The organism is Bacillus subtilis subsp. subtilis str. 168 (genome assembly GCF_000009045.1).
GTDB lineage: Bacteria > Bacillota > Bacilli > Bacillales > Bacillaceae > Bacillus > Bacillus subtilis.
Genome location: NC_000964.3, coordinates 2,332,784 through 2,357,076 on the forward strand (window position 1 = coordinate 2,332,784; position 24,293 = coordinate 2,357,076).

Here is a 24,293-nt window from a genome sequence, read left to right on the forward strand (position 1 = left end):
CTAGTAGTCGCAGCAAGGTTTTCCTGCTTGAAAATGCTGATGCGTAGCCGGGTCAACATTTGAGAAAGTGTGTGGAAAGTAGTGAACGTGCTGAAAATGCTGGTGGTTTACGTTTGTTGTATGCTGTGGGTGAATGTGCGGCACGATAGTCTTCGAAAACGTATGGTGTTCACAGCAATGAGTAGGATGGACAATTGGCGCCATCATATGCGGTCTGCAGTGATGCATGATAAAATCCCCTTTCCATAAACTTTATTACAATACTAAGTTATGAAAAATAAGGGGTACATGTTCTGATGCAAAGACCTATTTTAAAAGTGTGCAATTAAGCTGTCTTTAAAGTTTGAAAACACAAAAGCAATCAAAAATACCACAACAAAGAACAAGTAAAAAACACCCTTATACATACCAACTCTCCCTTTAAAAATAACTAACGTCATTTTACAGGATTCGCCGCTATTCTACAACAAAATCAATGTGAATTCAGCAAAAAAAATTCATGGCGAAACAAGTCGTCTTTTGCGCTTTCCCGGGGAATATTTAAGAGGAATATTTCCTCTTTAGCCGGGCAATTCTCACATGCAGTTTTTCAGTTTCTTTCTCTGATAAGCATGCCGCATCGCTAAGCGATTGCTCTGCTACTTGCAATGCTTTTCCGAATTCTTTTTTCTTATGCTCAAAATATTTCGCGAGCTCTATTACAGCAGCGTATCTGCACTTCTGGTTTTGCGAGCGGGACAGCTTTTCCCAAAGCGGCACTGCTTCTTCCAAGCGGTTTTGTTTTTTGTACAGGAGCGATAAATCCAGCCGTGCACTGTCCTGGTCCTCAAACGATTTTTCTATAAGCCTTTCCAACTGCTTGATCGCTTGGTCCGTTTCTTTATGAGCCATAAACCATTTCGCCATAGCATAGGCTTCACTGTGTTCTTTTGGCGCATGTGATTCTGAAAGGATTTTTTTAGACATATGGATGTACAATGAAATGAGTGATAACACATCCATTTCATTATGATGCAGGACACCTTTTAAAAGATCCGGCTCTTGCGCCTTGATAAAATGAAAGTAAAGCATTGGCGCCAAGTAGCCCGGTGTGTCTTCTAGCCTGCGGATGCCGAGCTCCTCTTTTTCAACCGTGCCAAGAGATACACGGTCCATTTTGTGTTTCCACAGGCGTCTAGCTCCATGCAAAAGATCAAAGTGGCCAAACTCCGGAAGCTTCGGAAGTCTGTCACGGATCAAGGTGTGCCTTGTTTTCACCTGCGGCCAATCAAAGGCTTTGCCGTTGTAGGTCACAAGTGATGTAATGTCAACCTCGCTTAAAAAGCTTTGGTACAAGGCGACTTCGTTCCCCGGTTTGGGCAAAAGATGCTGTTTGACTGTCACTCGGTCTTCATATACTCTCGCATGCCCAAGCAAAAAAATGGTATTCCCAGCTCCACCCCCAAGACCGGTTGTTTCTGTATCAAAGAAAAAGAGGTTGTTTTTGTTATACCCTTTTGCTGACAATGTATGCGACAGGCCGCTTTGATTCCACAGTGTGATCACTTCCTCAAGCTCAGAAAAGCTGTATAACCCATGGCGGTGAGAAAGCGGATATTCTACTTCTCTGATGAGGCAATATTCATCTTCGAAGATGAAAGGCTTCATGCCAAAAGCCTCCCACTCTTCTAAAAACGGGATGTCATCAAAGTGGTTTTCTTGTTTGCCTGCTTCTATTTTTTGTTCTCCTTCGTCGAGCGCCATGTGCTTTTTCATCCGTTGGAGTTTCCCTTTTAATGACATATCCGGCCTCCCTCCTTACGACATTTGATCCAACAGCTGCAAAATTCTTTCCTTTGCTTTTATCCCTTCTATTTCCGTACCTATACAAGACGGACAGCCGTCATGACAAGGACAATGTGTAATCAGTTGTTTCGCCGCTTCATTAATGTCTGAAAAACGTTTAAAGACTTCCTCCGCCAAACCGATACCGCCCGGATAATGATCATATAAAAATATGGTTGGCAATCCGGTATGGGCTGCTTTAATTTGAGAAACAACATGAACATCATTTCGATCACACATGATATACACAGGGACAATATGCTGCAGCACATTCGAGATGCCAAGAAGCAGCTGTTCCAGTGTCTTTTCCCCGATGTCTTCATCCGCTGTTTTGATTTCGAGCCAAGCTGCACTTGTATGCAGTTCTTCTTCCGGCAAATGAATAGGTCCAGACCCAATATTTTCAAAAGTGGTCATTTTTATTTTTTTAAAAATGGTCGGCAGGGCATTGACAGTGACGTCTCCGTAGTGCAATGACGTACGGCTTTTTTCTTTCGTTTTATCGATTTCTAATACCTTCAGCTGAACTGCCAGGTTTGCATCCGTATAATATTCGACATCGACTTTTCTGACATACGCCTTTTTATGGTCCCAATCGAGCTTCTCAACTTGATACTGAACGCCTTCATGCAAATAAATCGCTTCATCATGCAAAAGCGTCATCGCACTAAAACGGTCCATTTCACCGATAATCCTTACATTTGCAATATCCGACTGATCAACTATAACGACATTTTCCTGGGAGGCGGAACGCAAACTGATGTTTGACGCAGGGAACGACTCACTTGCCCAATGGTACCGTTCGCCGTTGCGGTGAAGAACAGCCTCTTCCTGAAGATACTCAAGAATATCACTGACTTCCATGGCTCCAAATTCTTCATCAGCTCTAAAAGGAAGCTCATAAGCCGCACACTTTAAGTGGTCTACTAAAATAATCAAATTCTCCGGATTGATTCTTGCAGATTCCGGCGAACGATTAAAGAAATATTCAGGATGCCGCACAATATATTGGTCAATCGGTGTTGAATTGGCTACCATGATAATCAAAGATTCACCGTGTCTTCTGCCGGCTCGTCCCGCCTGCTGCCAAGCACTTGCAACACTTCCGGGATACCCCGTCATTACACACACTTGCAGCTGGCCGATATCAACACCAAGCTCTAAGGCATTCGTACTGACCACTCCTAAAATGTCGCCTTCTCTCAGTCCTCTTTCGATTTCTCTTCGCTCTTTCGGCAGATAGCCTCCCCGATAGCCTCTGATTGATTTTGTTCCAATCTCTTTTTTCACAAGCTCCTGAATATGGCTTAAAATAATTTCCACCCGAACTCTGCTTCTGGCAAAAACAATGGTCTGCACTTTGTTTTTAAGGAACTCTTTCGCCAGTTCATTCACTTCTGCGGTTGCGCTCCTTCTAATATTCAGCGGTTTGTTCACAATTGGCGGATTGTAAAACACAAAATGCTTGCGTCCGCTCGGTGCGCCGTTGTCATCGACCAGCCGCATCGGTTTGCCTGTCAGCTGCTCTCCCAATTCCTTTGGGTTGGCAATCGTTGCGGAAGTACAAATAAAAACTGGATCACTTCCATAAAACCGGCAGATCCGCTTCAGCCGCCGGATCACATTTGCCACATGGCTGCCGAACACACCTCGATACGTATGAAGCTCATCGATGACGATATACTTAAGGTTTTCAAACAAACTGACCCATTTCGTATGATGCGGTAGAATGGCAGAATGCAGCATATCGGGGTTTGTAATGACAATATGACCTGCTTTTCTCACCTTTTGTCTGATTGCCGGAGACGTATCCCCGTCATATGTAAAGCTTTTAATATCAATGCCCATTTCATCAATAATTTCATTTAGCTCGCTCTTTTGGTCTTGTGCCAGCGCTTTAGTCGGAAATAAATATAACGCCCGGTTTGTTTCATCTTGGGCGATGGACTGCAGGACTGGGAGGTTGTAGCATAACGTTTTTCCTGATGCTGTTGGCGTTACGGTAACGATGCTCTCTCCTTTTTGCACATATTGAAAAGCGGAATATTGGTGAGTATATAGTTCATCAATGCCCCTTTTCGAAAGGGCCGCTTTGATTCTCTCGTCTATACTTTCGGGCATAGGCCTTGTTTTTGCTTCCCGAGGCTCAATTTCATGCCAATTCACAACGTTTTCATTTCCTTTTAAATCAGAAATGAGTTCAGTCAGTGATTTCTTTTTCATTCTTTACACCTCTTTGTCAAGTACAGTTTACCGAATATTTGTTTGCATGGCTAGGTGCAAATTTTATACAGTTGAATAAAAAAAGCAAGGCATACGCCCTGCTTATTTCGCTTTTATTGTAAAGAGCTTTGATTCGCCTTTACGAGCAGCCTTTTCGCCTGCCGATACCATTGATCCTACAGCCTCACCATTCATTATAACGATTGGGATGACTGTGCTGCTCGCTTTTTCTTTTATTAATTCCAAATCACATGTAATCAGCGGGTCACCGACCTTCACTTTATCCCCTTCTTTAATGTGGGCAGTAAATCCTTCTCCGTTCATATTGACTGTCTCCAGCCCGACATGAATTAACAGCTCAATTCCCGAGCGAGTCCGAATGCCAACGGCGTGTTTGGTGTGGAAAATCTGAATGACTTCACCTTCAGCGGGAGAAACGATTTCACCGCTAGAAGGTTCCACCGCTATTCCTTCTCCCATCATTTTCTGTGAAAAAACAGGGTCCGGTACATCTGACAGGTCCATTACTGTACCGTCTGCCGGAGAATAAATAACCTCTTCTGTCACCTTTTCCTGAATTTTGCCCATTCCGAATAATTTTTTCAGCAATGTATTTTCTCCCTTCTCATTCACTTCAACCGTTATCCCTTCATTCACCACTATTTAACCACACTTTCAATTTTGCTTCAATTTATAACAACATCTGGCATAGACGCATAATCTGGTTAAAAAAGGCGGTGGCGATATTGGAATTCCATGATGACAAAAAGAACGAACTGCAAAAGAAAGAAGAAATCATAACGGAGGCAATCGACACTCTTTTTCAATCCTCAGCGTTCGGCAACCTTATAAACGGATTTCAGAACCTAATCAACTCGAGTTTAAAGGATGTGCAGACGACCATACATGTCAGAGAAAGAGATACTGGGCTGTATATCGATATTACCATTCCGGCGACGTTTCGAGATGGCGAGATCGTCGTTGATGTTAAATCGAGGTATCTCCATGTAACACTCCAAGAAAAACAGAAACACCAAAATGAGGCTACCTTTACAAGCATGACAAGAACGGTTCAGCTGCCTTATGAAGTTCGCCAAGAAGATATGGAAACGTCTTGGAACGAGCAGACAATGACACTTTTCTTTCCAAAAAATAAGCATGAATGAACGATTCATTCATGCTTCTATCATTTAAAAAAGCTGGTAAATCCCTTTATTAAAGATCCGACCTGATTCATTGCACTCATTACTTGACCTGTCGTATCCATCATTTTATTAAAATCAAATTGCCCATTGGCTTTTTTGAACTGCGACATAATGCTTTGAAATTGTGAAGGCTGCTGTTGATTAGGCCTTGGGATAGGATAAGGGTTAGAAAATACAGGCGGCTGCATAGGCATAGGCTGGATCGGAGCATAAGGCTGATAATAATCCTGCTGTCCATAATGCTGCTGAGGCAGTTGTTGCTCTAAATAACCGGGTGCAGCCTGCTGATAATATCCTTGCATATGCTGAGGATAATAATAGCCCATTTGCCGAGGATAGCTTCGAGAGCTCCCGTTCATTGCGATTCCCCCCTAAACACAACATATTTCTCTTCTATATATGTATGAATGACTTCTATTGTTTGTGTCACAAGTGATGATTAGCATTTGTCAAATTGTGTCGAAAGTTTAAATTTTTTAAAAACAGAAAAAAGTCGAATCATTATGGTACCATATTTTCAATACAGATGAGAGGGGATGCACCATAATGAACGTATCATACTTAAGCAAACGTTTTGCAGAAATGAAGAAATATGAAACAGACTGTATGAATAAACTGATGGACTTTGCCAAGTTCCTCTATATTCAAGGACATCTCAGCATAACTGAGTTTCGTAACAGTATGAAGGTTCTCGAAGCAAATGGAGCAGAAAGCCCGGCATATGAGATGAATTAACGTCCGGCCCCCTATAAAAACGAAAAGAAGACAGCCTTTTACCGGCTGTCTTCTCTTGCAATTTCATCCTTTACTGCGTGCAATGTATAAAGGACTGACTCAGTGATGTCCTTGAATCGTTTTTTATGAATATGATGAACATAAGATTGAAGGACCAATTCCAGGAAATTATCCTTTACGGCCTCAATTTGCTCTTTATGCACATATTTTGGCCGGCGGACTTTTATCAATTCAAGAGCACCCTCTGCCCAGCGAGCAGCCAGTTCATCATTCTCTTCAACTGCAGGCTTTATCGTCTCAAAAAAATCATAAGAATGATTACTGTTTTTTCCTTCCTGATACCGATCAGCGCCTTTTTCAGCAACTTCAATCATTTGCTCGGTCATTTCCAGCAAAGTTTGTGATAGCAATATCTTTCACCTCAATGCCTATCGTACCAAATTTCACTCACAAATTCAGCCGATGCGGTATACCTTCTCAAACGCATACCTGTGTTCAGGCGATTGATACAGCTCATTTATACAAATATGAAGATCTATGATTTCTTCTTCGAGCACACTTAGGCGATCGTTCTCCGTTTCCCGCATCTCAGCCTCTAATGCATTTACAGAATGATTCAGGCTTTGCTCAGCTCGCGTTAATTCATCTTCTATATCAGAAAGCATACGGAGAATATCTGTCTTGCATACATAACCGGACATTCGTGTACCTCCCTTTCCTTGTCTCTCCCGGTTAACATTCTTTGCTCTCAAGGCTCTTTCCTTCCTCATGACAAAACTAGAAGCAAATCGCCAAACAAACAGGTATTCCACGAAAAGCTGAAGTTTTCGACAAAAACACCCGCAAAAATTGTATGATCCTCCTCATTAATGCAAACGATACTTGTGAGGAGGTGCCGTATGAAAACAAGACCGAAAAAAGCCGGCCAGCAAAAAAAGACTGAATCAAAGGCAATCGATTCTTTAGATAAAAAATTAGGCGGCCCGAACCGCCCTTCTACGTAAGAAGCAAGGAATTTCCTTGCTTCTTTATTTTTTCAGCCACTGCTCCACCGCAAAAAGCGCATGAAGCTGGCGCTTTTTATGTAAATACCAGTCTGTCAATTCAATCTGCTTCGGCAATTCCTCGCGCCTAAAGAACGTTTTCTTTATCTTTCCATGAAACCAATCTGTTTTCGTTCCGTCTAATGAGTGGATTAACTCAGGGTAGCATGTCCTTAGCATAGGAGATGTTCTTTTTGTAATCCCGATCATCTTTTCCATATCAAAACGGGAACCTGTGTGCGGCACTGTGTGCAAAAAGTGATAAAAAGAGGAGAACAATTCTGGCTTGAACAGCAATTGAGACAGCTGCTTTCCCAGCCTTATCCTTTCCTCCGCCTTTGAAAAGCGTTTCACTGAAATGCCGTAAAAAAACCCATTTGAGGAAGGAAAAATAACGGTGTTAAAATGAAACCAGTCACTTAAATAAAAAGGAATCGTGTCAAAAACATTCTTTTTAAACGAAGGATTTTGTATAATAGGTGTTTGGATAGTGTTTTGTTCATTTATAATGAGGGCATACATTAGCCGCTCCGTATTTCGCTCATGCCAAAAACGGGTCCATTCTTCCGACATAAATTGTGAGACGCCAAACACATGCAGCAGATGAAACAGCGGTTTCCCAACTCTTTTTGACCAGTGGTATAAAAGAAGCTGCGGATAGGCATCCGAAAAAATAAGCCAGTTCGCTCTTTCATAGGCTAAAAAGAACCATTTTTGCTGTCTCTCACGGAGTCCAAGCTGAAACAGACTGCCTTTTAAGTCAGTCATTGACCAGCCGGCATTACGAGAAACGAAAGAAGCCAAAAGCGACCATTTGATTTCCGGATGACGGTCGTAAAATGCTTTATAAGCATTTGTTCTTGAAATGTTATCCGCGTTTTTCATTTTTGTCTGCCGCTCAATCCGGCTCAGAAGCTTTCTGATGGCCTGTTGTTCTTGCACGTTCATTCACTTCCGTCATGATTAGTTTAATAAGGAGGATGAGAAAGTGATTCGGTATCCTAATGGAAAAACATTTCAGCCGAAACATTCGGTTTCATCCCAAAACAGTCAGAAAAGGGCCCCGTCTTACAGTAATCGCGGAATGACCCTCGAAGATGACTTAAACGAAACGAATAAGTATTATCTGACAAACCAAATTGCCGTTATACACAAAAAGCCGACACCTGTTCAAATTGTAAATGTCCATTATCCAAAAAGAAGTGCCGCAGTGATTAAAGAAGCTTACTTTAAACAATCATCGACAACAGACTACAATGGGATTTACAAAGGGCGGTATATTGATTTTGAGGCGAAAGAAACGAAAAACAAGACCTCTTTCCCCCTGCAGAATTTTCATGACCATCAAATCGAGCATATGAAGCAGGTAAAGGCTCAAGACGGTATTTGTTTTGTTATTATATCCGCTTTCGACCAGGTTTATTTTTTGGAAGCCGATAAGCTGTTTTATTTCTGGGACAGAAAAGAAAAAAACGGCAGAAAATCAATTCGAAAAGATGAGTTGGAAGAAACAGCTTATCCGATTTCTCTTGGATACGCACCCAGAATTGATTATATTAGTATTATTGAACAGCTTTATTTTTCGCCATCATCTGGTGCGAAAGGTTGATTAACGAAAGGTTGAGATGTTATGTCAGATCAATTTAACAGCCGTGAAGCTCGACGAAAAGCGAACAGCAAATCGAGTCCTTCACCGAAAAAAGGCAAGAAACGAAAAAAGGGCGGATTGTTTAAAAAGACCCTTTTCACTTTACTCATTCTGTTTGTTTTAGGCGTAGTCGGCGGTGCTGTTACATTTGCCGTCATGGTTTCTGATGCGCCGTCCCTTGATGAAAGCAAATTGAAGACGCCTTATTCATCAACGATTTATGATAAAAATGGAAAAGAGATCGCCGAAGTCGGCGCCGAAAAACGGACCTACGTCTCGATAGATGAAATTCCCGATGTTGTAAAAGAAGCCTTTATCGCGACAGAAGACGCTCGTTTTTATGAGCACCACGGGATTGACCCTGTCCGTATCGGCGGTGCATTAGTTGCCAACTTTAAAGACGGCTTCGGGGCTGAAGGCGGAAGTACGATCACCCAGCAGGTCGTCAAAAACTCCCTTCTTTCACATCAGAAGACGTTGAAACGGAAGGTGCAGGAAGTATGGCTTTCGATTCAGCTGGAGCGCAATTACTCTAAAGATGAAATTTTAGAAATGTATTTAAACCGGATTTATTTTTCTCCTAGAGCATACGGAATCGGAAAAGCGGCGGAAGAATTTTTCGGCGTTACTGATTTAAGCAAATTGACTGTCGAACAGGCTGCGACGCTTGCAGGAATGCCGCAGAGCCCAACAGCGTACAACCCGGTCAAAAACCCGGATAAAGCGGAAAAACGACGGAACATCGTACTCAGTCTGATGAAAAAGCAAGGATTTATTTCTGATTCTCAATATAACAAAGCGAAAAAAGTGGCAGTGAAAGACGAAGGCGTCGTGTCACAGAAGGAATATGAAAAAGCAAGTACAAACAAATACAGCGCATTTGTTGAAGAGGTTATGAAGGAAATTGATGAAAAATCTGATGTCGATCCATCTGCTGACGGATTAAAGATCTATACGACATTAGATACAAAAGCACAAGATAAACTAGATGAATTAATGGACGGAGACACCGTCGGATTTACTGAAGGCATGCAGGGCGGTGTGACGCTTCTCGATACCAAAAACGGAGAAGTCCGAGCGATTGGTGCGGGACGCAATCAGCCTGTCGGAGGCTTTAACTATGCTACTCAAACTAAGGCACAGCCTGGTTCGACCATAAAACCGATTTTGGACTACGGACCAGTTATTGAAAATAAGAAATGGTCCACATACGAACAAATTGATGACTCAGCTTATACGTATTCTAACGGAAAACCGATTCGTGATTGGGACCGCAAATATCTAGGGCCTATCTCAATGCGTTACGCTCTGGCCCAATCAAGAAATATACCTGCTTTAAAAGCATTCCAGGCAGTCGGTAAAGATACTGCTGTAGACTTTGCAAATGGACTCGGGCTTGGTTTAACAAAAGATAATGTAACAGAGGCCTATTCTATTGGCGGTTTCGGTGGGAACGATGGTGTTTCTCCTCTGACAATGGCAGGTGCATACAGCGCGTTTGGAAATAACGGAACGTATAATGAACCGCATTTTGTAAAATCTATCGAATTTAACGATGGCACGAAGCTTGACTTAACACCAAAATCAAAATCAGCCATGAGTGATTATACTGCGTTTATGATTACAGATATGCTGAAAACAGCTGTGAAGACAGGTACTGGACAGCTTGCACAAGTACCTGGTGTAGAAGTTGCAGGAAAAACAGGAACGACTAACTTTGATGATAATGAAGTCAAAAGGTACAATATCGCTAGCGGTGGCGCCCGAGATTCTTGGTTCGTTGGCTACACACCGCAATATACAGCTGCCGTCTGGACGGGAATGGGAGAAAACGAGGCTGGAAAGAAATCACTTTCAGCTGAAGAGCAAAAAGTTGCAAAGCGCATCTTCGCCCAGCTCATCGCCGATGTCGATGACGGAAGCGGATCATTTGAGAAGCCTGACAGCGTAGTGGAAGCCACCGTAGAAAAAGGTTCTAATCCGGCAAAACTGGCAGGGCCAAATACGCCAAGCGATAAGAAGCTCACAGAGTACTTTGTTAAAGGCACAGCTCCTTCTACTGTTTCTAAAACATATGAGAAAGAAGAAAAAGAGGAAACAGCTAAACTGTCTGGTTTAAACGTGAAATACGATAAAGACAATCAATCTTTAACGTTAAGCTGGAATTACGACGGAGATGCGACCTTTGCTGTTAAGCAATCTGTTGACGGCGGCAGCTACTCGGAAATTCAAAACAGCTCTGCAAAAGAGGCAGTTATTTCGGGTGTGCAGCCAGGATCTGTATACAAATTCGAAGTAACAGCCGTCAGTGATGATGGCAAAAGTACAGCTTCCACATCTTATGAGGTGCCAAAAGCTGAAGACGATGAAGATAAAAAAGACCAGCAACAAACGGATGATGAAAAACAAGATGATGAGAAGACTCAGGATGATACACAAACTGATGATTCTCAAAAAGATGACGGTCAGACGGATCAAGATCAGACAGATGATTCAACAAACGATCAAGACAAAAAACAAGACAATACGAACACCAATCCGTCCGACAACAATAACCAAGACCAATCAAACGATAATGATAACGACAACAGTAACAACCAGGATACGTCGGATGGTGATTCGAACTCTGGTAAGAATGATTCAACAGGTTCTGACACGAATAAAAATAAAACAGACACATCTAATAAAACACAAACAAACTCATCATCCATTGAAAAAACAAATTAAACAAAAAAGCCGTCACCTTTGGGGTGATGGCTTTTTTGGTACACAATAAAAAACCTCCCGTTTTAACAGGAGGTTTTATCGATTCATCGCATGATATTTATAAAAATGCTTTTTCATTTCGGTAATCAGCTCATCAAGCTGAATAAAGCAATGGTATTGGGTCGGCTTAAGAAGAATAAATTCCACTCGTTCAGCCCAATTAATCGGCTTTGCGGGATATGATTTCTCCCTCAGTTCTTGCCAATCGAGCGATTTCACCGGCTCACCTGCTGTCCAATGTAACGAAGCCAGCAAACACACAATGCCCTTTAACATTTCGTTTTGGTCACATCTCGATTTTCGTGTTTGAAAGACTGGGAGAAGTGATGCTTTGATGTCATCCCACACTTCAAATAAAAGCGGAACGTATTTCCCGCTGTCCTCCCATGGCAAATCGCCTTGTAATTCCGTGCAGAAATCAAAATACACGGGATTGGTCTGCAAGGTTTTCTTCATATCCGAGGAACTCTTCTGGCCAAGACTGCGCAAGTATTGCTCATAGGAAGCCAACACTTCTTTTGCTTGCGTCATCGTTTCACCAGTCCTTTTTTATCCCTCTTCTGCCCTTCTCTGCACAAAGAAAGCAGCGGACACTCCGCACAGCGCGGAGATTGGGCTTTACAGTGATATCTGCCGAAGAAAATAAGCCGGTGATGCGTAACGGACCAATCTTCTTTGGGAACCTTGCGCATCAGCGTCTTTTCAACTTCCAGAACCGAGTCCTTCCACCGGCAAATGCCCAATCGTTTGCTGACTCTCTCCACATGGGTATCTACGGCTATGGCCGGCACGCCAAACGCAACGGATACCACTACGTTTGCGGTCTTTCTCCCGACCCCTGGCAGTTTGACAAGCTCATCGCGGTCTCTCGGCACTTCTCCGCCGTAATCTTCAATAATCATTTTACTCAGCTTTTGAATATTTTTCGCTTTATTACGATATAAACCGATTGATTTAATATCCTGCTGAAGCTCTTCCAGCGGAACAGCCAAATAGTCTTCCGGCCGTTTATATTTTTGGAATAATGTTTTGGTCACTCTGTTTACAAGTGCATCTGTACATTGCGCAGATAAAGCAACAGCCACCACTAATTCAAAAGGATTGGAATGAACCAGTTCACACTCCGCATGAGGAAACATGTCACCTATCTTGTCTAAACAGAATTCAATTTGTTTTAGATTTAACACGATTGTCACCTTTTCACTTTATTGTTCAAGCCAATTGTAAAAAGGAACCTGCCTTTTATACTCTTTTTGCGGTTCATTCTGCTTTGCTTGTACACGCCGGAATTTTTGGCTGTGTATTTTTGCCTGCTCCACAGTTTTAAGCCCATTTTTCTTCCATTCAAACAAAATCCGGTCAATGTAGCGGAAACTGAGTTTTCCTGATAGTACAGCCTCTTTTAACGCGTGTTTGATCAGTTGTGCGTCATGCTGATCCTGGTCCTGCCAGATCGCCAGCGTTTCACACTCCAAAGGCGATAACGGTCTTGCGAACTCTTCCTCAAAAATGGTATAAAGGCTTTTTTGTTCCCCTTCTGCTTTTCTTTCCTGTGTTTGATTCTGTGCAAGCTGAATATACTCGTACAGCTTGCCCCATAAAGGCTGAAGAGAATATTTCTCAAATTTGATGCCGTTTTGATCCTCGCATTCTTCAATAAACAGAAAGCCTTTTTGAATAAACATCCGCAATCTGTTTGTACATTCTTCAACAGAAATTGACATACCTTCCTGCAGCTGATTCGGTGTAGGAAAATATGATCCTTTTTCTAAATGCATTTTAATTTTTAACAGCAGAATAAGTTCTGTTTCATTAAGCCCAAGCTGTTTATAATGCGTGAGCAGAAGATTGGGGATGGTTGATGTTCCCTGCTCCTGCATATCAATAAATTGCTGTTTTTTCATCGTCACACCTCTTACTGTAAAGGATTGTGATTGCCCCTTTACTGTAAAAAGTCTCCCTTGCAGGAGACTCTTTTTTGTTTCATTTGAATGTATTACGGATACAGACGGTTTAACAGTCTTGGGAACGGAATCGTTTCACGAACGTGAGGCGCTCCGCTGATCCAAGCTACTGTCCGCTCTAATCCAAGGCCGAAGCCGGAATGAGGAACTGATCCATATTTTCTAAGTTCAGCATACCATTTATAAGCGTCAGAATCCAGTCCATGTTCTTTAAGACGCGATTCCAAAAGTTCCATATCGTGAATCCGTTCAGACCCGCCGATGATTTCTCCATAGCCTTCCGGCGCAATCAAGTCAGCGCAAAGCACAACGTCCTCACGGTCAGAAGCCGGCTGCATATAGAACGGTTTTAAGGACGTCGGATAGCGAGTGATGAATACCGGTTTGTCATAATGTTCAGCAATCGCTGTTTCATGAGGCGCTCCGAAATCATCTCCCCACTCGATATCGTCAAAGCCTTTTTCTTTCAGAAATTCAATCGCTTCATCATACGTAATTCTTGGGAACGGGGCTTTGATTTGCTCAAGTTTTGACGTGTCTCTTCCCAATGTGTTTAGTTCAATTTTGCAATTTTTAAGAACTGATTGCACGATGAAAGAAACGTAATTTTCCTGTACTTGAAGGTTTTCTTCAAATTCTACAAACGCCATTTCCGGTTCGATCATCCAGAATTCGATTAAGTGACGCTTTGTTTTAGACTTTTCCGCTCTGAATGTCGGTCCGAAAGAGAATACTTTTCCTAAAGCCATTGCCGCAGCTTCCATGTAGAGCTGTCCGCTTTGAGACAGATATGCATCTTCATCAAAGTACTTTGTCGCAAAGAGTTCTGTTGTTCCTTCAGGTGCGCTTCCAGTCAAAATCGGCGGATCCACTTTTACGAAGCCTTCGTTATTAAAGAATTCGTAAGTCGCGCGAATGATTTCATTACGGATTTTCATGATCGCATGCTGGCGCTTTGAACGCAGCCATAAATGTCTGTGATCCATCAAAAATTCCGTTCCGTGTTCTTTTGGTGTAATTGGATAATCGGTCGCTTCGTGAATGACTTCAATATCTGTCACAGCAAGTTCATATCCAAGCGGAGAACGCTCGTCCTCTTTGACAATCCCTTTTATATAGAGCGACGTTTCCTGCGTCACTGATTTAGCTGTTTGGAAAATGCTTTCTTCCACTTCCGCTTTTACTACGACACCCTGAATAAAACCGGTACCGTCCCGAAGCTGTAAAAACGCAATTTTCCCGCTTGAACGCTTATTAGCGACCCAAGCTCCGATCGTTACTTCCTCACCTACGTGCTTGTACACTTGGTTGATTGTTGTTTTCAACATATTTCCCTCCAAAACAAGAAAGACATTCGGAAGCTCATTGCCCCGCGAACTCTTTTATCATCACTTTATTATACCCGCTCTTAACTAACCGGGTCAATGCAGATAAAAAGCGGCTTTTCTGTCAGCCGCTTTTTGATCTGTTAGCTATGTTTTTCTACAAAACGCTTGATTCTTTCAATGGCTTCTTCAAGAAGATCTAACGATGTTGCATAAGAAAGACGGACATTCTCAGGAGAGCCAAATCCGGATCCTGGAACAATCGCAACTTTTTCCTCCTCGAGAAGCGCTTTAACAAATTCATCTACATCTTTGAAACCGCAAGATTGAGCTGCCTCTTTTGCATTTGGGAACAAGTAAAAAGCACCTTCCGGCTTCACGCAGCTGAACCCTGGGATTTCTATGAGCTTTGCATAGATCGTATTTAATCTATGTTCAAATGCTTCTCTCATTTCTTCCAATGGCTCAGAAGGCCCGTTATAAGCAGCAATCGCTCCGTATTGTGCGATTGATGTCGGGTTTGACGTGCTGTGGCTTGCAAGGTTCGTCATCGCTTTAATAATGTCTTCAGAGCCTGCCGCATAACCGATTCTCCAGCCTGTCATGCTGTGGGACTTCGATACGCCGTTTATAATGACCGTTTGCTCTTTCAGTCTGTCTGACAGCTGTGCAATGGAAACATGTTTCTTTCCGCCGTATGTAAGTTTTTCATAAATTTCATCTGACACAATCAAGATATCATGTTCAAGGCACACTTCACCGAGCGCAGATAGTTCTTCTTCCGTATACATGACACCAGTCGGGTTGCTTGGAGAGTTAATAACGATTGCTTTTGTTTTTTCCGTAATTGCATTTTTCAGCTGCTCAGGCGAAATTTTGAAGTGATTTTCCTCAAGCCCTTCTACATAAACAGGCTTTCCGCCAGCGAGTTTCACCTGCTCCGGGTAGCTTACCCAGTAAGGCGTTGGAATAATAACTTCATCTTCTTCATCCAAAATCACTTGGAAAAGGGTATACAGAGCATGTTTGGCACCAGTGCAGACAATAATTTGAGACGGTTTGTATTCAATATTCTGGTCGCGTTTAAATTTCTCTGCAATGCTGTTTTTCAGTTCAGCCAAACCACCGGAAGGCGTGTATTTCGTATGGCCCTCGTTCATCGAACGCACAGCGGCATCAATAATATGCTGCGGTGTATTGAAGTCAGGCTCGCCTGCTCCTAAGCCGATGACATCATGGCCTGCGGCTTTCAGTTCTTTCGCTTTCGCTGTGATTGCCAGTGTGGTTGATGGTGTTAATGCGGATACTCTTTTTGCCAGTTTCAACTTGAACTCCCCCTAATTCGTCTTAAGGCGTGATATTTTTGAGAATCTTTCCAGTTGTAAAGTCCACATAACTTAAACTGTATTGCCCTTCTTTGTCTAAGTACGTCACTTCCCAAAGCAGGACGTTTCCTTCTCTTGCCAGATGAACCTCTTTTTGCTTTGAAACCAGCCCTTCATCCTTTATGATTTTCGCCGCTTTGTCTTCAGAGATTCCCTCTTTCGCTTCTTTTGAGAGAATTTTTGCTTTTTTATCAGCAGGAACCCAGACATATAATGCAGTGCCTTTTTTATCCGTTCCCTTTACAACATAATATTTTTCTTTTCCGACAAATGTTTCGACTTGATCAACATGGGCGAGATCGGTTTCTTTTTTAGCTTCAGCAGCTGCTGCTTCGTGCCCCTCTTCCTTTTGTGCCATGGCTGATTTATAAATGCTTGCCGAGACAAGAAGTACTGCTAAAAAAATAATACCAAAAATGACGGTAAATATTAATGCTTTTTTTCTCATCTTCTCACCTACGTACGATAAATGGTAAAAACGGCTTGGTTTTTGTTTTCTTCATCCAGCGCAAGGCCGAACATCAGATTGTCTCTTTTCAGTGTACGATTCAATGTGTCCACAATTTTATACAGATCATCAGAATGCTCTACATTAATTGTTGAAAGAATTTCGATTTTACTTTCCATTTTTTCATCCTCCAGTTTGAACAAATATTGTTAGTCATACTCCATTTCAGGACACGCCATACTAGTATCACAGAGCGGGAAATCCGCTTTTAAATAAAACACCATCCTACTCCCACACCGCAAAAGCCGCTTTATGCGGCTTTTATTCTTTTTCCCCTGCAACATAAGCTTCAAGCTCGCTGTCAGTCATTTCGGATACTGAGGTTGTCGGCAAGGCATCAAGAAACAGCCGGCCGTAACCAGCGGTTTTAATCCGTCTGTCCAATATAATAATCGTTCCCTTGTCTCCCGCAGAACGCAGCAAGCGTCCGATTCCTTGCCTGAAGGTCAGCACAGCTTCCGGTAATGACACTGTTTGAAACGGATTCTTTCCTTTTTTGCGGGCAAGCTCACATTTTGCAGCATGAAGCGGGTGATCAGGGGACCGGAATGGGAGCCTCACGATCATTACTGTCGTCAGCTCATCACCAGGGAAATCAACGCCTTCCCAAAAATGATTTGTTCCGAGCAGGATCGCCTGATTGGATGTTTTAAAAGTCTTCATCAGTTTGCCGGGACTTCCGCCTGTAATCCCTTGTGCCAAGAGCTGAATGCCGGAAGCACTCATGTTATGCTTAAGCTCCTGGTGAACCTTTTTCAGCATATCATGGGATGTAAACAGCACAAGGATTTTAGGCTGTTTTTCCTTTGCCATCAGTTCGATATAACGGGCTGTATCCTGTATAAATTCAGGTTGCCCTGTATCCTGAATTGATTTCATTTCTTTTGGAATCATCACCTGCATACGCTCATCGTAAGAAAAGGGTGACTCAATTCTCATTGTCCGCGGGAAAAAGTCACTCAGTCCCAGTCGTTCAATCATAAATTGAAAAGAACCTTCGACTGTAAGAGTTGCAGATGTCAGCACCACACTATTTTTGCGCGCGAAAAACTGATCAGCCAGAAGTTCACCAGGTTCAAGAGGCTGTGCGTAAATGGCCACTGCATTTTTCGCACCCTTTGCATCTATTTCAATCCAAACCGCTTCATCGTCATCAGAGCCAAAGAAGAGCTTCTGCAACGTCTGACAGTAATGCTGCAAGCCTTTCATGCTTCTTTGGTATTCATCGGCTAAAAAGACGGTTTTGCTCTTCATGCCCTTCAAATGTTTTTCCATAAGGGATGACTGCGCCTCAAAAAGCTGCTGCAAATGTGTCAGCATGGAACAAAGCCTCTCCGCACCATCTGTTAAGATCGACCAGCTTTTATCCTGGCTTTCTTTGTTCACCTTAAACACTAGACGGTTTAAGTCTTCTTTAGGTTTTCTTCGTTTGACAAAAGAATGTACAGAGCTAAAGAAAGCATCACTTTCTGCTTGAACGTGCTGAAGCCACTCTTCCAATTCGAAAAATGAATCAACCGGCAGGCTGTTTCGCTGGAATAGCTGTCTCATCTTTTTTAGAAGTCCCTGCTCCTTCAGAGTGCCGATTCTGCTCAATTTCGTATGCAATTCTATGTACGTGGCTCTTTTCCCTAAATGTTCGCTTGCCGCACGTTCAAAATGGTGTGCTTCATCAATAATAAATGTGCCGCTTTCGGGAAGCCTTTTTTTATGGCTGCCTTCATCGGTCAGCAAAAGAGAATGATTGGTGATCACCAAATCGGAACGCATAGCAATCTGTTTGGCCCGCTCGTAAAAACCGATCACATGCTCACTGCGACTTCTTTTATAGGAGTCATCGTCATAAGCCAATCTGTCCCACAGCAATTTTCCGCCTGAAGGCAAATTCAGTTCCGCTACATCTCCTGTATTTGTCTCTGTCAGCCAAACAAGAAGCTGTGCCTTTGTCAGTACGGCATCATAATTATCATCTTCTTCATGAAGCACCTGCTCAAATTTATACAGGCATAAATAATGCGATTGCCCTTTTAAAATCGCCGCTGTTACCGGAAATGGAAACAGATCTTGGACAATCGGCAAATCCTTTGTGAGAATCTGCTGCTGTAAAAGCGTCGAATACGTGCTGATTATGACCGGCTTTTTTGATTTCTTGGCAAAAAGCGCAGCCGGAATAAGATAGCCAATCGTTTTTCCGATGCCTGGAGGAGCTTCAATCAGCGCATGCTCACGATTGGCAAACGCATCAGCCACCTCTCTCATCATCATCATTTGGCCGTCTCTTTTTTCATACCCAGGCATTAACTCTGACAGCGCTTTTTCATTTCCCGCTTCCCAGCTTTCGATCTCAAATGAGAAGTTCTCGTCCTCATTTATACGAACATCGATAGCTTCAGGTTCTCTGACAGAAAACGAAGAAAAGCGCGTATAGCCCGGTATCTCGGTATGTCTGTTTTCATTAATGAACATATCCAACAAATGCGTCAGATCACTGATGAAATGCTGCGAAAGCCTTCTTAACTGCTTTAATGTCGGATAAGGAAGCTGCCGCAGCTTTTCAAGGATTTCCAAAAAAATAAGCCCTGTCACTTCAGCATCGCTGTCAGCCCGGTGCGGCTGATCATGCCGCAGCTGAAGCTCCTCGCTTAATTCCGTCAGCTTATACCCTTCAAATCCCGGAAAAACAATGCGTGAGAGCTCGACAGTATCAAGCACTTCACAATCTGGGAGCTGAAAGCCCGCCTTATGTAGCTCATACTTGACAAATCCAAGGTCAAAATGGATATTGTGGGCGACAAAATAAGCGCCGTCAAGCAATTGGAATACTTCTTCAGCAACTGCTTCAAATGGCTGTTCATTCTCGACCATTTGATTAGAGATTCCAGTAAGCTGCTCAATAAAAGCAGGGATTGATTTATTTGGATTAATGTATTTTGAAAACCGCTCAGTAATTTGTCCATTTTCGATTACAACCGCTGCGATTTGTATGATTTTATCGCCTTTCTTCGGCGAATTCCCTGTTGTCTCTACATCTATAACAACGAACCGTTGCTTATTCATTAAAATGGACACCTCAATTCTTGCATACGACAAAAGTGTAACACGTTTTGTACGGAAATGGAGCGGCAAAACCGTTTTACTCTCAAAATCTTAAAAGAAAACCCCCGATAAAGGGGGCTTTTCTTCTACAAAATTGTACGGGCTGGTTCGTTCCCCAGCATTTGTTCAATTTTGTTTTGATCATTCAGAACAGCCACTTTCGGCTCATGGCTTGCCGCTTCTTGATCAGACATCATTTTGTAGGAAATAATAATGACCTTATCTCCTTCCTGCACAAGGCGTGCGGCTGCACCGTTTAAGCATATGACGCCGCTTCCCCGTTTACCAGGAATAATATACGTTTCAAGACGTGCTCCATTATTATTATTCACAATTTGTACTTTTTCATTAGGAAGCATTCCCACAGCATCAATGAGATCTTCATCAATTGTAATGCTTCCCACATAGTTCAGGTTTGCTTCCGTAACAGTTGCCCTGTGAAGTTTGCCGCTCATCATTGTTCGATACATATTATATTCTCTCCATTTCTCGAATATCAATAATGATATTATCTATTAAACGCGCTTTTGAAAAAGCAACTGCAACAGCGAGAATCATCTTTCCAGCAATTTCATTCACAGGCTCGAGTTCCGGATAGGAATAAAGCTCTACATAGTCTATGGTTCCGCTAGTCGTTTCAATGATATCTTTTGCAGCTTTTATCACCGCTTCAGGATCTCTTTCACCGGCTTGGACAAGTTCCGCACTTGTTTGAAGGGCCCGATACAGCTTAGGCGCTTCTTTTCTTTCCTCAGCTGTTAAGTATACATTGCGAGAGCTTTTGGCTAAGCCGTCTTCCTCTCTGACCGTATCGACAGGAACCAATTCAATATCCATGAAGAAGTCGCTGATTAACCCATCAACAACAGCTACCTGCTGCGCATCTTTTAAACCGAAATAGGCACGAGTCGGCTTGACTAGATTGAAAAGCTTCGTCAGTACGATCGCGACCCCGTCAAAATGTCCTTCTCTTGAGCGCCCGCATAACACGTCTGTGCGTCTTTCTACATGAATCGTGACATTCTTTTCACCGGGATACATATCATGAGCATCTGGCGTAAAAAGAATATCGACTCCGGCGTTTTCTGCAAGAGCTGCATCCCGCTCAATATCGCGCGGATATGCTTCAAAATCTTCATTAGGGCCGAATTGTGCAGGATTCACAAAAATACTCATAATAACGGCGTCGTTTTCTTGTCTTGCTTTGTCTGCTAAGGTTAAATGCCCCTCATGCAGAAACCCCATCGTCGGAACAAATCCGATTGACTTGCCCTCTGAATGGTATTGTTTTATGGCTTCTTTCAGCTGTGAAATATCAGTAATCTGTCTCATCTTATTTTCCCCCGTACAAGCCGTCAAGCACTGTCTGGTTCATTTGAAAGGAATGCTTTTGTTCAGGGAAAGCACGATGTCTTACATCCTGAACATATCCGCTGATTGCTGTTTCGATGGTTTCATCAATGCGCGTATATTGCTTTACAAATTTAGGTGTTCTCTCAACACCGTGGCCGATAATATCATGATAAACGAGAACTTGTCCGTCCGCTTTCACACCAGCCCCGATTCCAATGACCGGTATGCTTAGCGTCTCGGCAATTTTGGCTGTGAGTTCTGCCGGCACACATTCCAGCACAAGCATCATAGCTCCTGCTTCTTCGCATTTTATACTGTCTTCTATTAATTTTTTGGCGCTTTGTTCGTCTTTGCCCTGTACTTTATAGCCGCCCAGTACGCCGACTGACTGCGGTGTCAAACCTAAGTGACTGACTACTGGAATGCCTCCAAGCGTCAATGCGCGAATGGATTCAAACACGCCTTCTCCGCCCTCAAGCTTCAGTGCGTCAGCTCCGCTTTCCTGAACGATAGCCGCTGCATTTTTCAGCGTATCTTCCTTAGACAGGTGATAAGACATAAACGGCATATCTGTCACAATAAAGGTATTCGGCGCACCCCTTTTAACGGCTTTTGTATGATGGATCATGTCCGCAACTGTCACACCGACAGTTGAATCAAGGCCGAGGACGACCATTCCAAGTGAATCACCGACTAAAATCATGTCAACTCCCGCTTGTTCAGCAAGTTTAGCTGCCGGATAATCATAAGCGGTCAGCATGACAATCGGTTCTTCAGACTCCTTCATTTTTAGAAAATCCAGTTTTGTTTTCATGTTTTCTCCTCCTCATGTTTAGAGGAGATGATCTGCCGTTTTCTTCTGCAAGCCAAAAAACCTTCCGTTACAACGAGAAGGATTCTTCACTTTCTAAAGTTCGGCGAGTTTCATCCCTCTGTCCCAGTCCTTTTTTGGATCAAGGCAGACTGCTGCAATGTCTATCTATTTTAATAATAGGTGCAGTTCGCAGGCGATACTGCCCAATGGAAGTATACCAAAATCAACGGGCTTGTACCAACACATTAGCCCAATTCGATATCGGCAGAATAGATTTTTTTAATGCCTTCGTTCGTTTCTAAAAGCAGAACGCCTTCATCATCTATACCTAACGCCTTACCGTAAAAGGTTCCGTTTAACGTTCTGGCTCTCATATTAGTGCCAATACCGAGCGCATAGCTTTCCCATAAAAGCTTAATCGGCGTAAATCCGTGCGTCATATAATCCCGGTACCGTTTCTCAAAGCATAGTAAAATATGCTGGATGACGCCGGCCCGATCAATTTTTTCCCCAGCAGCTTGGCTGAGGCTTGTCGCGATGTCCTTCAATTCATCTGGAAAATCATTAGGCTGCTGGTTAACGTTAATGCCGATCCCAATGATCACTGAACGTACGCGGTCTTCTTCAGCCTGCATTTCCGTTAGGATACCGACTGTTTTTTTTCCGTTAATCAAAATATCATTTGGCCATTTAATATCCGTTTGGATGCCTGCTGCCTCTTCTATTCCCTGCACAACAGCTACTGCAGCAAGCAGAGTCAGCTGCGGTGTTTTTTGGAGCGGAATGTCAGGCCGCAAAATCAGGCTCATCCAAACACCGTTTCCTTCTTGAGAATGCCATACCCTAGACATTCGGCCCCTTCCGGCTGTTTGTTTGTCAGCCACCACAAGGGTGCCTTCCGGTGCGTTATTATTCGCGAGCTCATGAGCCGTTTTTTGCGTGCTTGAAAGAACGTCATGGTAAATAAGATGCTGGCCCATCACTTCCGTTTTTAATCCAAAACGAATTTCGCTTTCACTGAGTTTTCCGGGTTTTTTGATGAGCCGATATCCTTTTCTTCTAACGGCTTCTACTTCATAACCCTCTTTCCGAAGCTCTTCAATATGCTTCCACACAGCAGTTCTTGAACAGCCGAGAGCATCACTGATTTTTTGGCCGGAAATAAATTCATTGCCGGCCTGAGAAAATAATTCAATAAGGTCTTTTCTTAATGTTGACCGCATGTCTTCAGCCACTCCTCTATGTGTTTCTTTTGATTGGAGAGCTTCCCTGTCACAACAGCCTGCTCGATCCACTGTAATTCTTCTGACACCCATTTTCCGGCCGGCCGGTTTCGAAGCGCAAGCAAGTCCTTACCCGTGATATCAAGATCCTTAAGGCTTTTGATCGGCAGGTTTTGATAAGCGTACTGAATGTCCTTCAGTTTCTTTTCATCCAGTTTTTCGTTTTGCCGAAGCTGCGATATTTTGGCCGCTGAGAGCAGTGCTTTTTTCCCAGCTCTGTACATTGTCATTGCGTCAAGGCTCTGGCCAAACGTATCGGCAATGTGAATGGCTTCCTTGATCACTTTTCCCGGGAGCTTCCAGGCTTTCAGGAAAAGGGGCGCGTCTTTCAAAACTATGCCAAGGTTAATTAAAAGAGCAGCCCAAAGCTCCTCACGGGATGTTAAAGAGAAGAATGGAAACTCACTCGTTGAAATCAGGTTTTCTCGTTTATGATAAAAACCAGGAAGCTCTTCATACAATCTCGTTTGAATGAGTGTTTGAAGCGCCTGGCGAGAAGCTCTTCCCTGCAGCAATTTCTCAAACTCTATAGTTTTTCGTTCGACTGAAACATGGGAGAGGAGTGATTTTTCTTTCGCAATGGCTTCTTCTGTTTCCGGTGAAAGCGTAAAGCCAAGCTGGCTCATAAAGCGTACGGCTCTCAGCATACGAAGCGCATCCTCTTGAAATCTATCCTCAGGCTTTCCAACGGTTCGAATCACTTTCTGATCAATATCTTTCTTGCCGCCAAAATAATCAAGCACCTTCCCGTCCGCTGTCATGGCCATCGCATTGATCGTTAAATCTCTGCGTTTTAGATCCTCTTCTAATGATGAGATAAATTGCACTTCTGACGGTCTTCTGAAATCAACATAATCAGATTCAGTCCGGAATGTCGTGACTTCATAGGTTTCATCCTCCCAGAGCACAATAATGGTCCCGTGCTCTTTGCCTACATCAACAGTCCGCTGAAACAGCCGTTCTACTTGATCAGGTGCCGCATCTGTCGCGATATCGACATCTCCGATCGTTCGTTTCATATAGCTGTCACGAACTGCGCCCCCGACAAAATAAGCCTGATGGCCCGCTTCGATTAAGATGCGGAGCACGGGAAGTGCTTTGATAAAAACTTTTTCCATGTG

Annotated in this window: 27 protein-coding genes; 5 read left to right on the forward strand and 22 right to left on the reverse strand. The window is 43.0% G+C overall.

Annotated elements, in window-relative coordinates:
- From cotD to ypqE, 5 genes are all read right to left on the reverse strand, one after another.
- A complete protein-coding gene (gene cotD, locus BSU_22200) occupies positions 1–228 on the reverse strand; it encodes a spore coat protein (inner) (protein ID NP_390102.1) in 228 nt (75 codons plus the stop codon).
- 83 nt (positions 229–311) lie between these two features.
- A complete protein-coding gene (locus BSU_22205) occupies positions 312–440 on the reverse strand; it encodes a hypothetical protein (protein ID YP_009513975.1) in 129 nt (42 codons plus the stop codon).
- A gap of 100 nt (positions 441–540) precedes the next feature.
- Positions 541–1,782: a putative nucleic acid binding enzyme gene (yprB, locus tag BSU_22210; RefSeq protein ID NP_390103.1), complete on the reverse strand. Its 1,242-nt coding sequence runs from the start codon at positions 1,780–1,782 to the stop codon at positions 541–543.
- Between the two features lie 15 nt (positions 1,783–1,797).
- Complete coding sequence (gene yprA, locus BSU_22220; protein ID NP_390104.1) at positions 1,798–4,047, reverse strand: putative ATP-dependent RNA helicase; 2,250 nt, start codon at positions 4,045–4,047, stop codon at positions 1,798–1,800.
- Between the two features lie 102 nt (positions 4,048–4,149).
- Entirely contained in the window at positions 4,150–4,656 is a 507-nt protein-coding gene (gene ypqE, locus BSU_22230; RefSeq protein ID NP_390105.1) for a putative phosphotransferase system enzyme IIA component, read from the reverse strand.
- 137 nt (positions 4,657–4,793) lie between these two features.
- Between ypqE and ypqA the strand changes: the two genes are divergently transcribed.
- Entirely contained in the window at positions 4,794–5,213 is a 420-nt protein-coding gene (ypqA, locus tag BSU_22240) for a putative chaperone (RefSeq protein ID NP_390106.1), read from the forward strand.
- A gap of 20 nt (positions 5,214–5,233) precedes the next feature.
- On the opposite strand, the gene yppG is transcribed toward ypqA, so the two are convergent.
- Positions 5,234–5,611 carry a putative spore coat protein; methionine-glutamine-rich protein gene (gene yppG, locus BSU_22250; protein NP_390107.1) on the reverse strand — a complete coding sequence of 126 codons (378 nt, stop codon included), beginning with the start codon at positions 5,609–5,611 and terminating at the stop codon, positions 5,234–5,236.
- Between the two features lie 187 nt (positions 5,612–5,798).
- On the opposite strand from yppG, the gene yppF reads away from it, so the two are divergent.
- The gene (gene yppF / locus BSU_22260) at positions 5,799–5,987 is read left to right on the forward strand and encodes a putative sporulation protein (protein ID NP_390108.1); all 189 of its coding nucleotides are present in this window, start codon (positions 5,799–5,801) and stop codon (positions 5,985–5,987) included.
- 38 nt (positions 5,988–6,025) lie between these two features.
- On the opposite strand, the gene yppE is transcribed toward yppF, so the two are convergent.
- Together yppE and yppD are read right to left on the reverse strand one after the other, a co-directional pair.
- The gene (yppE, locus tag BSU_22270; protein ID NP_390109.1) at positions 6,026–6,397 is read right to left on the reverse strand and encodes a hypothetical protein; all 372 of its coding nucleotides are present in this window, start codon (positions 6,395–6,397) and stop codon (positions 6,026–6,028) included.
- 45 nt (positions 6,398–6,442) lie between these two features.
- Positions 6,443–6,688 carry a putative sporulation protein gene (gene yppD, locus BSU_22280; protein ID NP_390110.1) on the reverse strand — a complete coding sequence of 82 codons (246 nt, stop codon included), beginning with the start codon at positions 6,686–6,688 and terminating at the stop codon, positions 6,443–6,445.
- Positions 6,689–6,886: 198 nt separating this feature from the next.
- Between yppD and sspM the strand changes: the two genes are divergently transcribed.
- A complete protein-coding gene (gene sspM, locus BSU_22290; protein YP_054585.1) occupies positions 6,887–6,991 on the forward strand; it encodes a small acid-soluble spore protein in 105 nt (34 codons plus the stop codon).
- A gap of 24 nt (positions 6,992–7,015) precedes the next feature.
- Here the strand turns inward: sspM and yppC are convergent, their stop codons facing one another.
- Complete coding sequence (yppC, locus tag BSU_22300) at positions 7,016–7,978, reverse strand: hypothetical protein (RefSeq protein NP_390111.1); 963 nt, start codon at positions 7,976–7,978, stop codon at positions 7,016–7,018.
- A gap of 40 nt (positions 7,979–8,018) precedes the next feature.
- Here yppC and recU point away from each other — a divergent pair, with 40 nt between their 5' ends.
- Entirely contained in the window at positions 8,019–8,639 is a 621-nt protein-coding gene (gene recU / locus BSU_22310; RefSeq protein NP_390112.1) for a Holliday junction resolvase, read from the forward strand.
- Positions 8,640–8,660: 21 nt separating this feature from the next.
- On the forward strand, positions 8,661–11,405 hold the full coding sequence (gene ponA, locus BSU_22320) for a peptidoglycan glycosyltransferase (penicillin-binding proteins 1A and 1B) (RefSeq protein NP_390113.1): 2,745 nt from the start codon (positions 8,661–8,663) through the stop codon (positions 11,403–11,405).
- Positions 11,406–11,480: 75 nt separating this feature from the next.
- Here the strand turns inward: ponA and ypoC are convergent, their stop codons facing one another.
- The 13 genes from ypoC to cca all read right to left on the reverse strand — a co-directional run bounded on the left by ypoC (position 11,481) and on the right by cca (position 24,290).
- Entirely contained in the window at positions 11,481–11,975 is a 495-nt protein-coding gene (gene ypoC, locus BSU_22330) for a hypothetical protein (protein NP_390114.1), read from the reverse strand.
- Positions 11,972–12,631 carry an endonuclease III, apurinic apyrimidic DNA lyase gene (nth, locus tag BSU_22340; protein ID NP_390115.1) on the reverse strand — a complete coding sequence of 220 codons (660 nt, stop codon included), beginning with the start codon at positions 12,629–12,631 and terminating at the stop codon, positions 11,972–11,974. The genes ypoC and nth overlap by 4 nt, the downstream gene beginning before the upstream one ends.
- A gap of 18 nt (positions 12,632–12,649) precedes the next feature.
- Positions 12,650–13,348: a DNA-remodelling primosomal protein gene (gene dnaD, locus BSU_22350; RefSeq protein NP_390116.1), complete on the reverse strand. Its 699-nt coding sequence runs from the start codon at positions 13,346–13,348 to the stop codon at positions 12,650–12,652.
- A 92-nt stretch (positions 13,349–13,440) separates the two neighbouring features.
- Complete coding sequence (gene asnS / locus BSU_22360) at positions 13,441–14,733, reverse strand: asparaginyl-tRNA synthetase (RefSeq protein ID NP_390117.1); 1,293 nt, start codon at positions 14,731–14,733, stop codon at positions 13,441–13,443.
- Positions 14,734–14,876: 143 nt separating this feature from the next.
- A complete protein-coding gene (gene aspB, locus BSU_22370; protein ID NP_390118.1) occupies positions 14,877–16,058 on the reverse strand; it encodes an anabolic oxaloacetate / glutamate aminotransferase in 1,182 nt (393 codons plus the stop codon).
- A 22-nt stretch (positions 16,059–16,080) separates the two neighbouring features.
- Positions 16,081–16,566, reverse strand: coding sequence for a suppressor of tetracyclin sensitivity of an ezrA mutant (tseB, locus tag BSU_22380; protein ID NP_390119.1), 486 nt, complete (start codon positions 16,564–16,566; stop codon positions 16,081–16,083).
- 8 nt (positions 16,567–16,574) lie between these two features.
- On the reverse strand, positions 16,575–16,745 hold the full coding sequence (gene ypmA / locus BSU_22390) for a hypothetical protein (RefSeq protein ID NP_390120.1): 171 nt from the start codon (positions 16,743–16,745) through the stop codon (positions 16,575–16,577).
- A 142-nt stretch (positions 16,746–16,887) separates the two neighbouring features.
- Positions 16,888–19,683: a damage inducible ATP-dependent 3'->5' nuclease gene (gene dinG / locus BSU_22400; protein NP_390121.1), complete on the reverse strand. Its 2,796-nt coding sequence runs from the start codon at positions 19,681–19,683 to the stop codon at positions 16,888–16,890.
- 125 nt (positions 19,684–19,808) lie between these two features.
- Positions 19,809–20,192, reverse strand: a complete 384-nt coding sequence (gene panD, locus BSU_22410) for an aspartate 1-decarboxylase (protein ID NP_390122.1) — start codon at positions 20,190–20,192, stop codon at positions 19,809–19,811.
- A 1-nt stretch (position 20,193) separates the two neighbouring features.
- On the reverse strand, positions 20,194–21,054 hold the full coding sequence (gene panC, locus BSU_22420; RefSeq protein NP_390123.1) for a pantothenate synthetase: 861 nt from the start codon (positions 21,052–21,054) through the stop codon (positions 20,194–20,196).
- Between the two features lies 1 nt (position 21,055).
- Positions 21,056–21,889 carry a ketopantoate hydroxymethyltransferase gene (gene panB, locus BSU_22430; RefSeq protein ID NP_390124.1) on the reverse strand — a complete coding sequence of 278 codons (834 nt, stop codon included), beginning with the start codon at positions 21,887–21,889 and terminating at the stop codon, positions 21,056–21,058.
- Positions 21,890–22,134: 245 nt separating this feature from the next.
- Complete coding sequence (gene birA / locus BSU_22440; RefSeq protein NP_390125.1) at positions 22,135–23,112, reverse strand: biotin acetyl-CoA-carboxylase ligase and biotin regulon repressor (BirA-biotinoyl-5'-AMP); 978 nt, start codon at positions 23,110–23,112, stop codon at positions 22,135–22,137.
- Positions 23,097–24,290: a tRNA nucleotidyltransferase gene (gene cca / locus BSU_22450; protein ID NP_390126.1), complete on the reverse strand. Its 1,194-nt coding sequence runs from the start codon at positions 24,288–24,290 to the stop codon at positions 23,097–23,099. Before cca ends, birA begins: the two co-directional genes overlap by 16 nt.
- Positions 24,291–24,293: the final 3 nt, after the last annotated feature.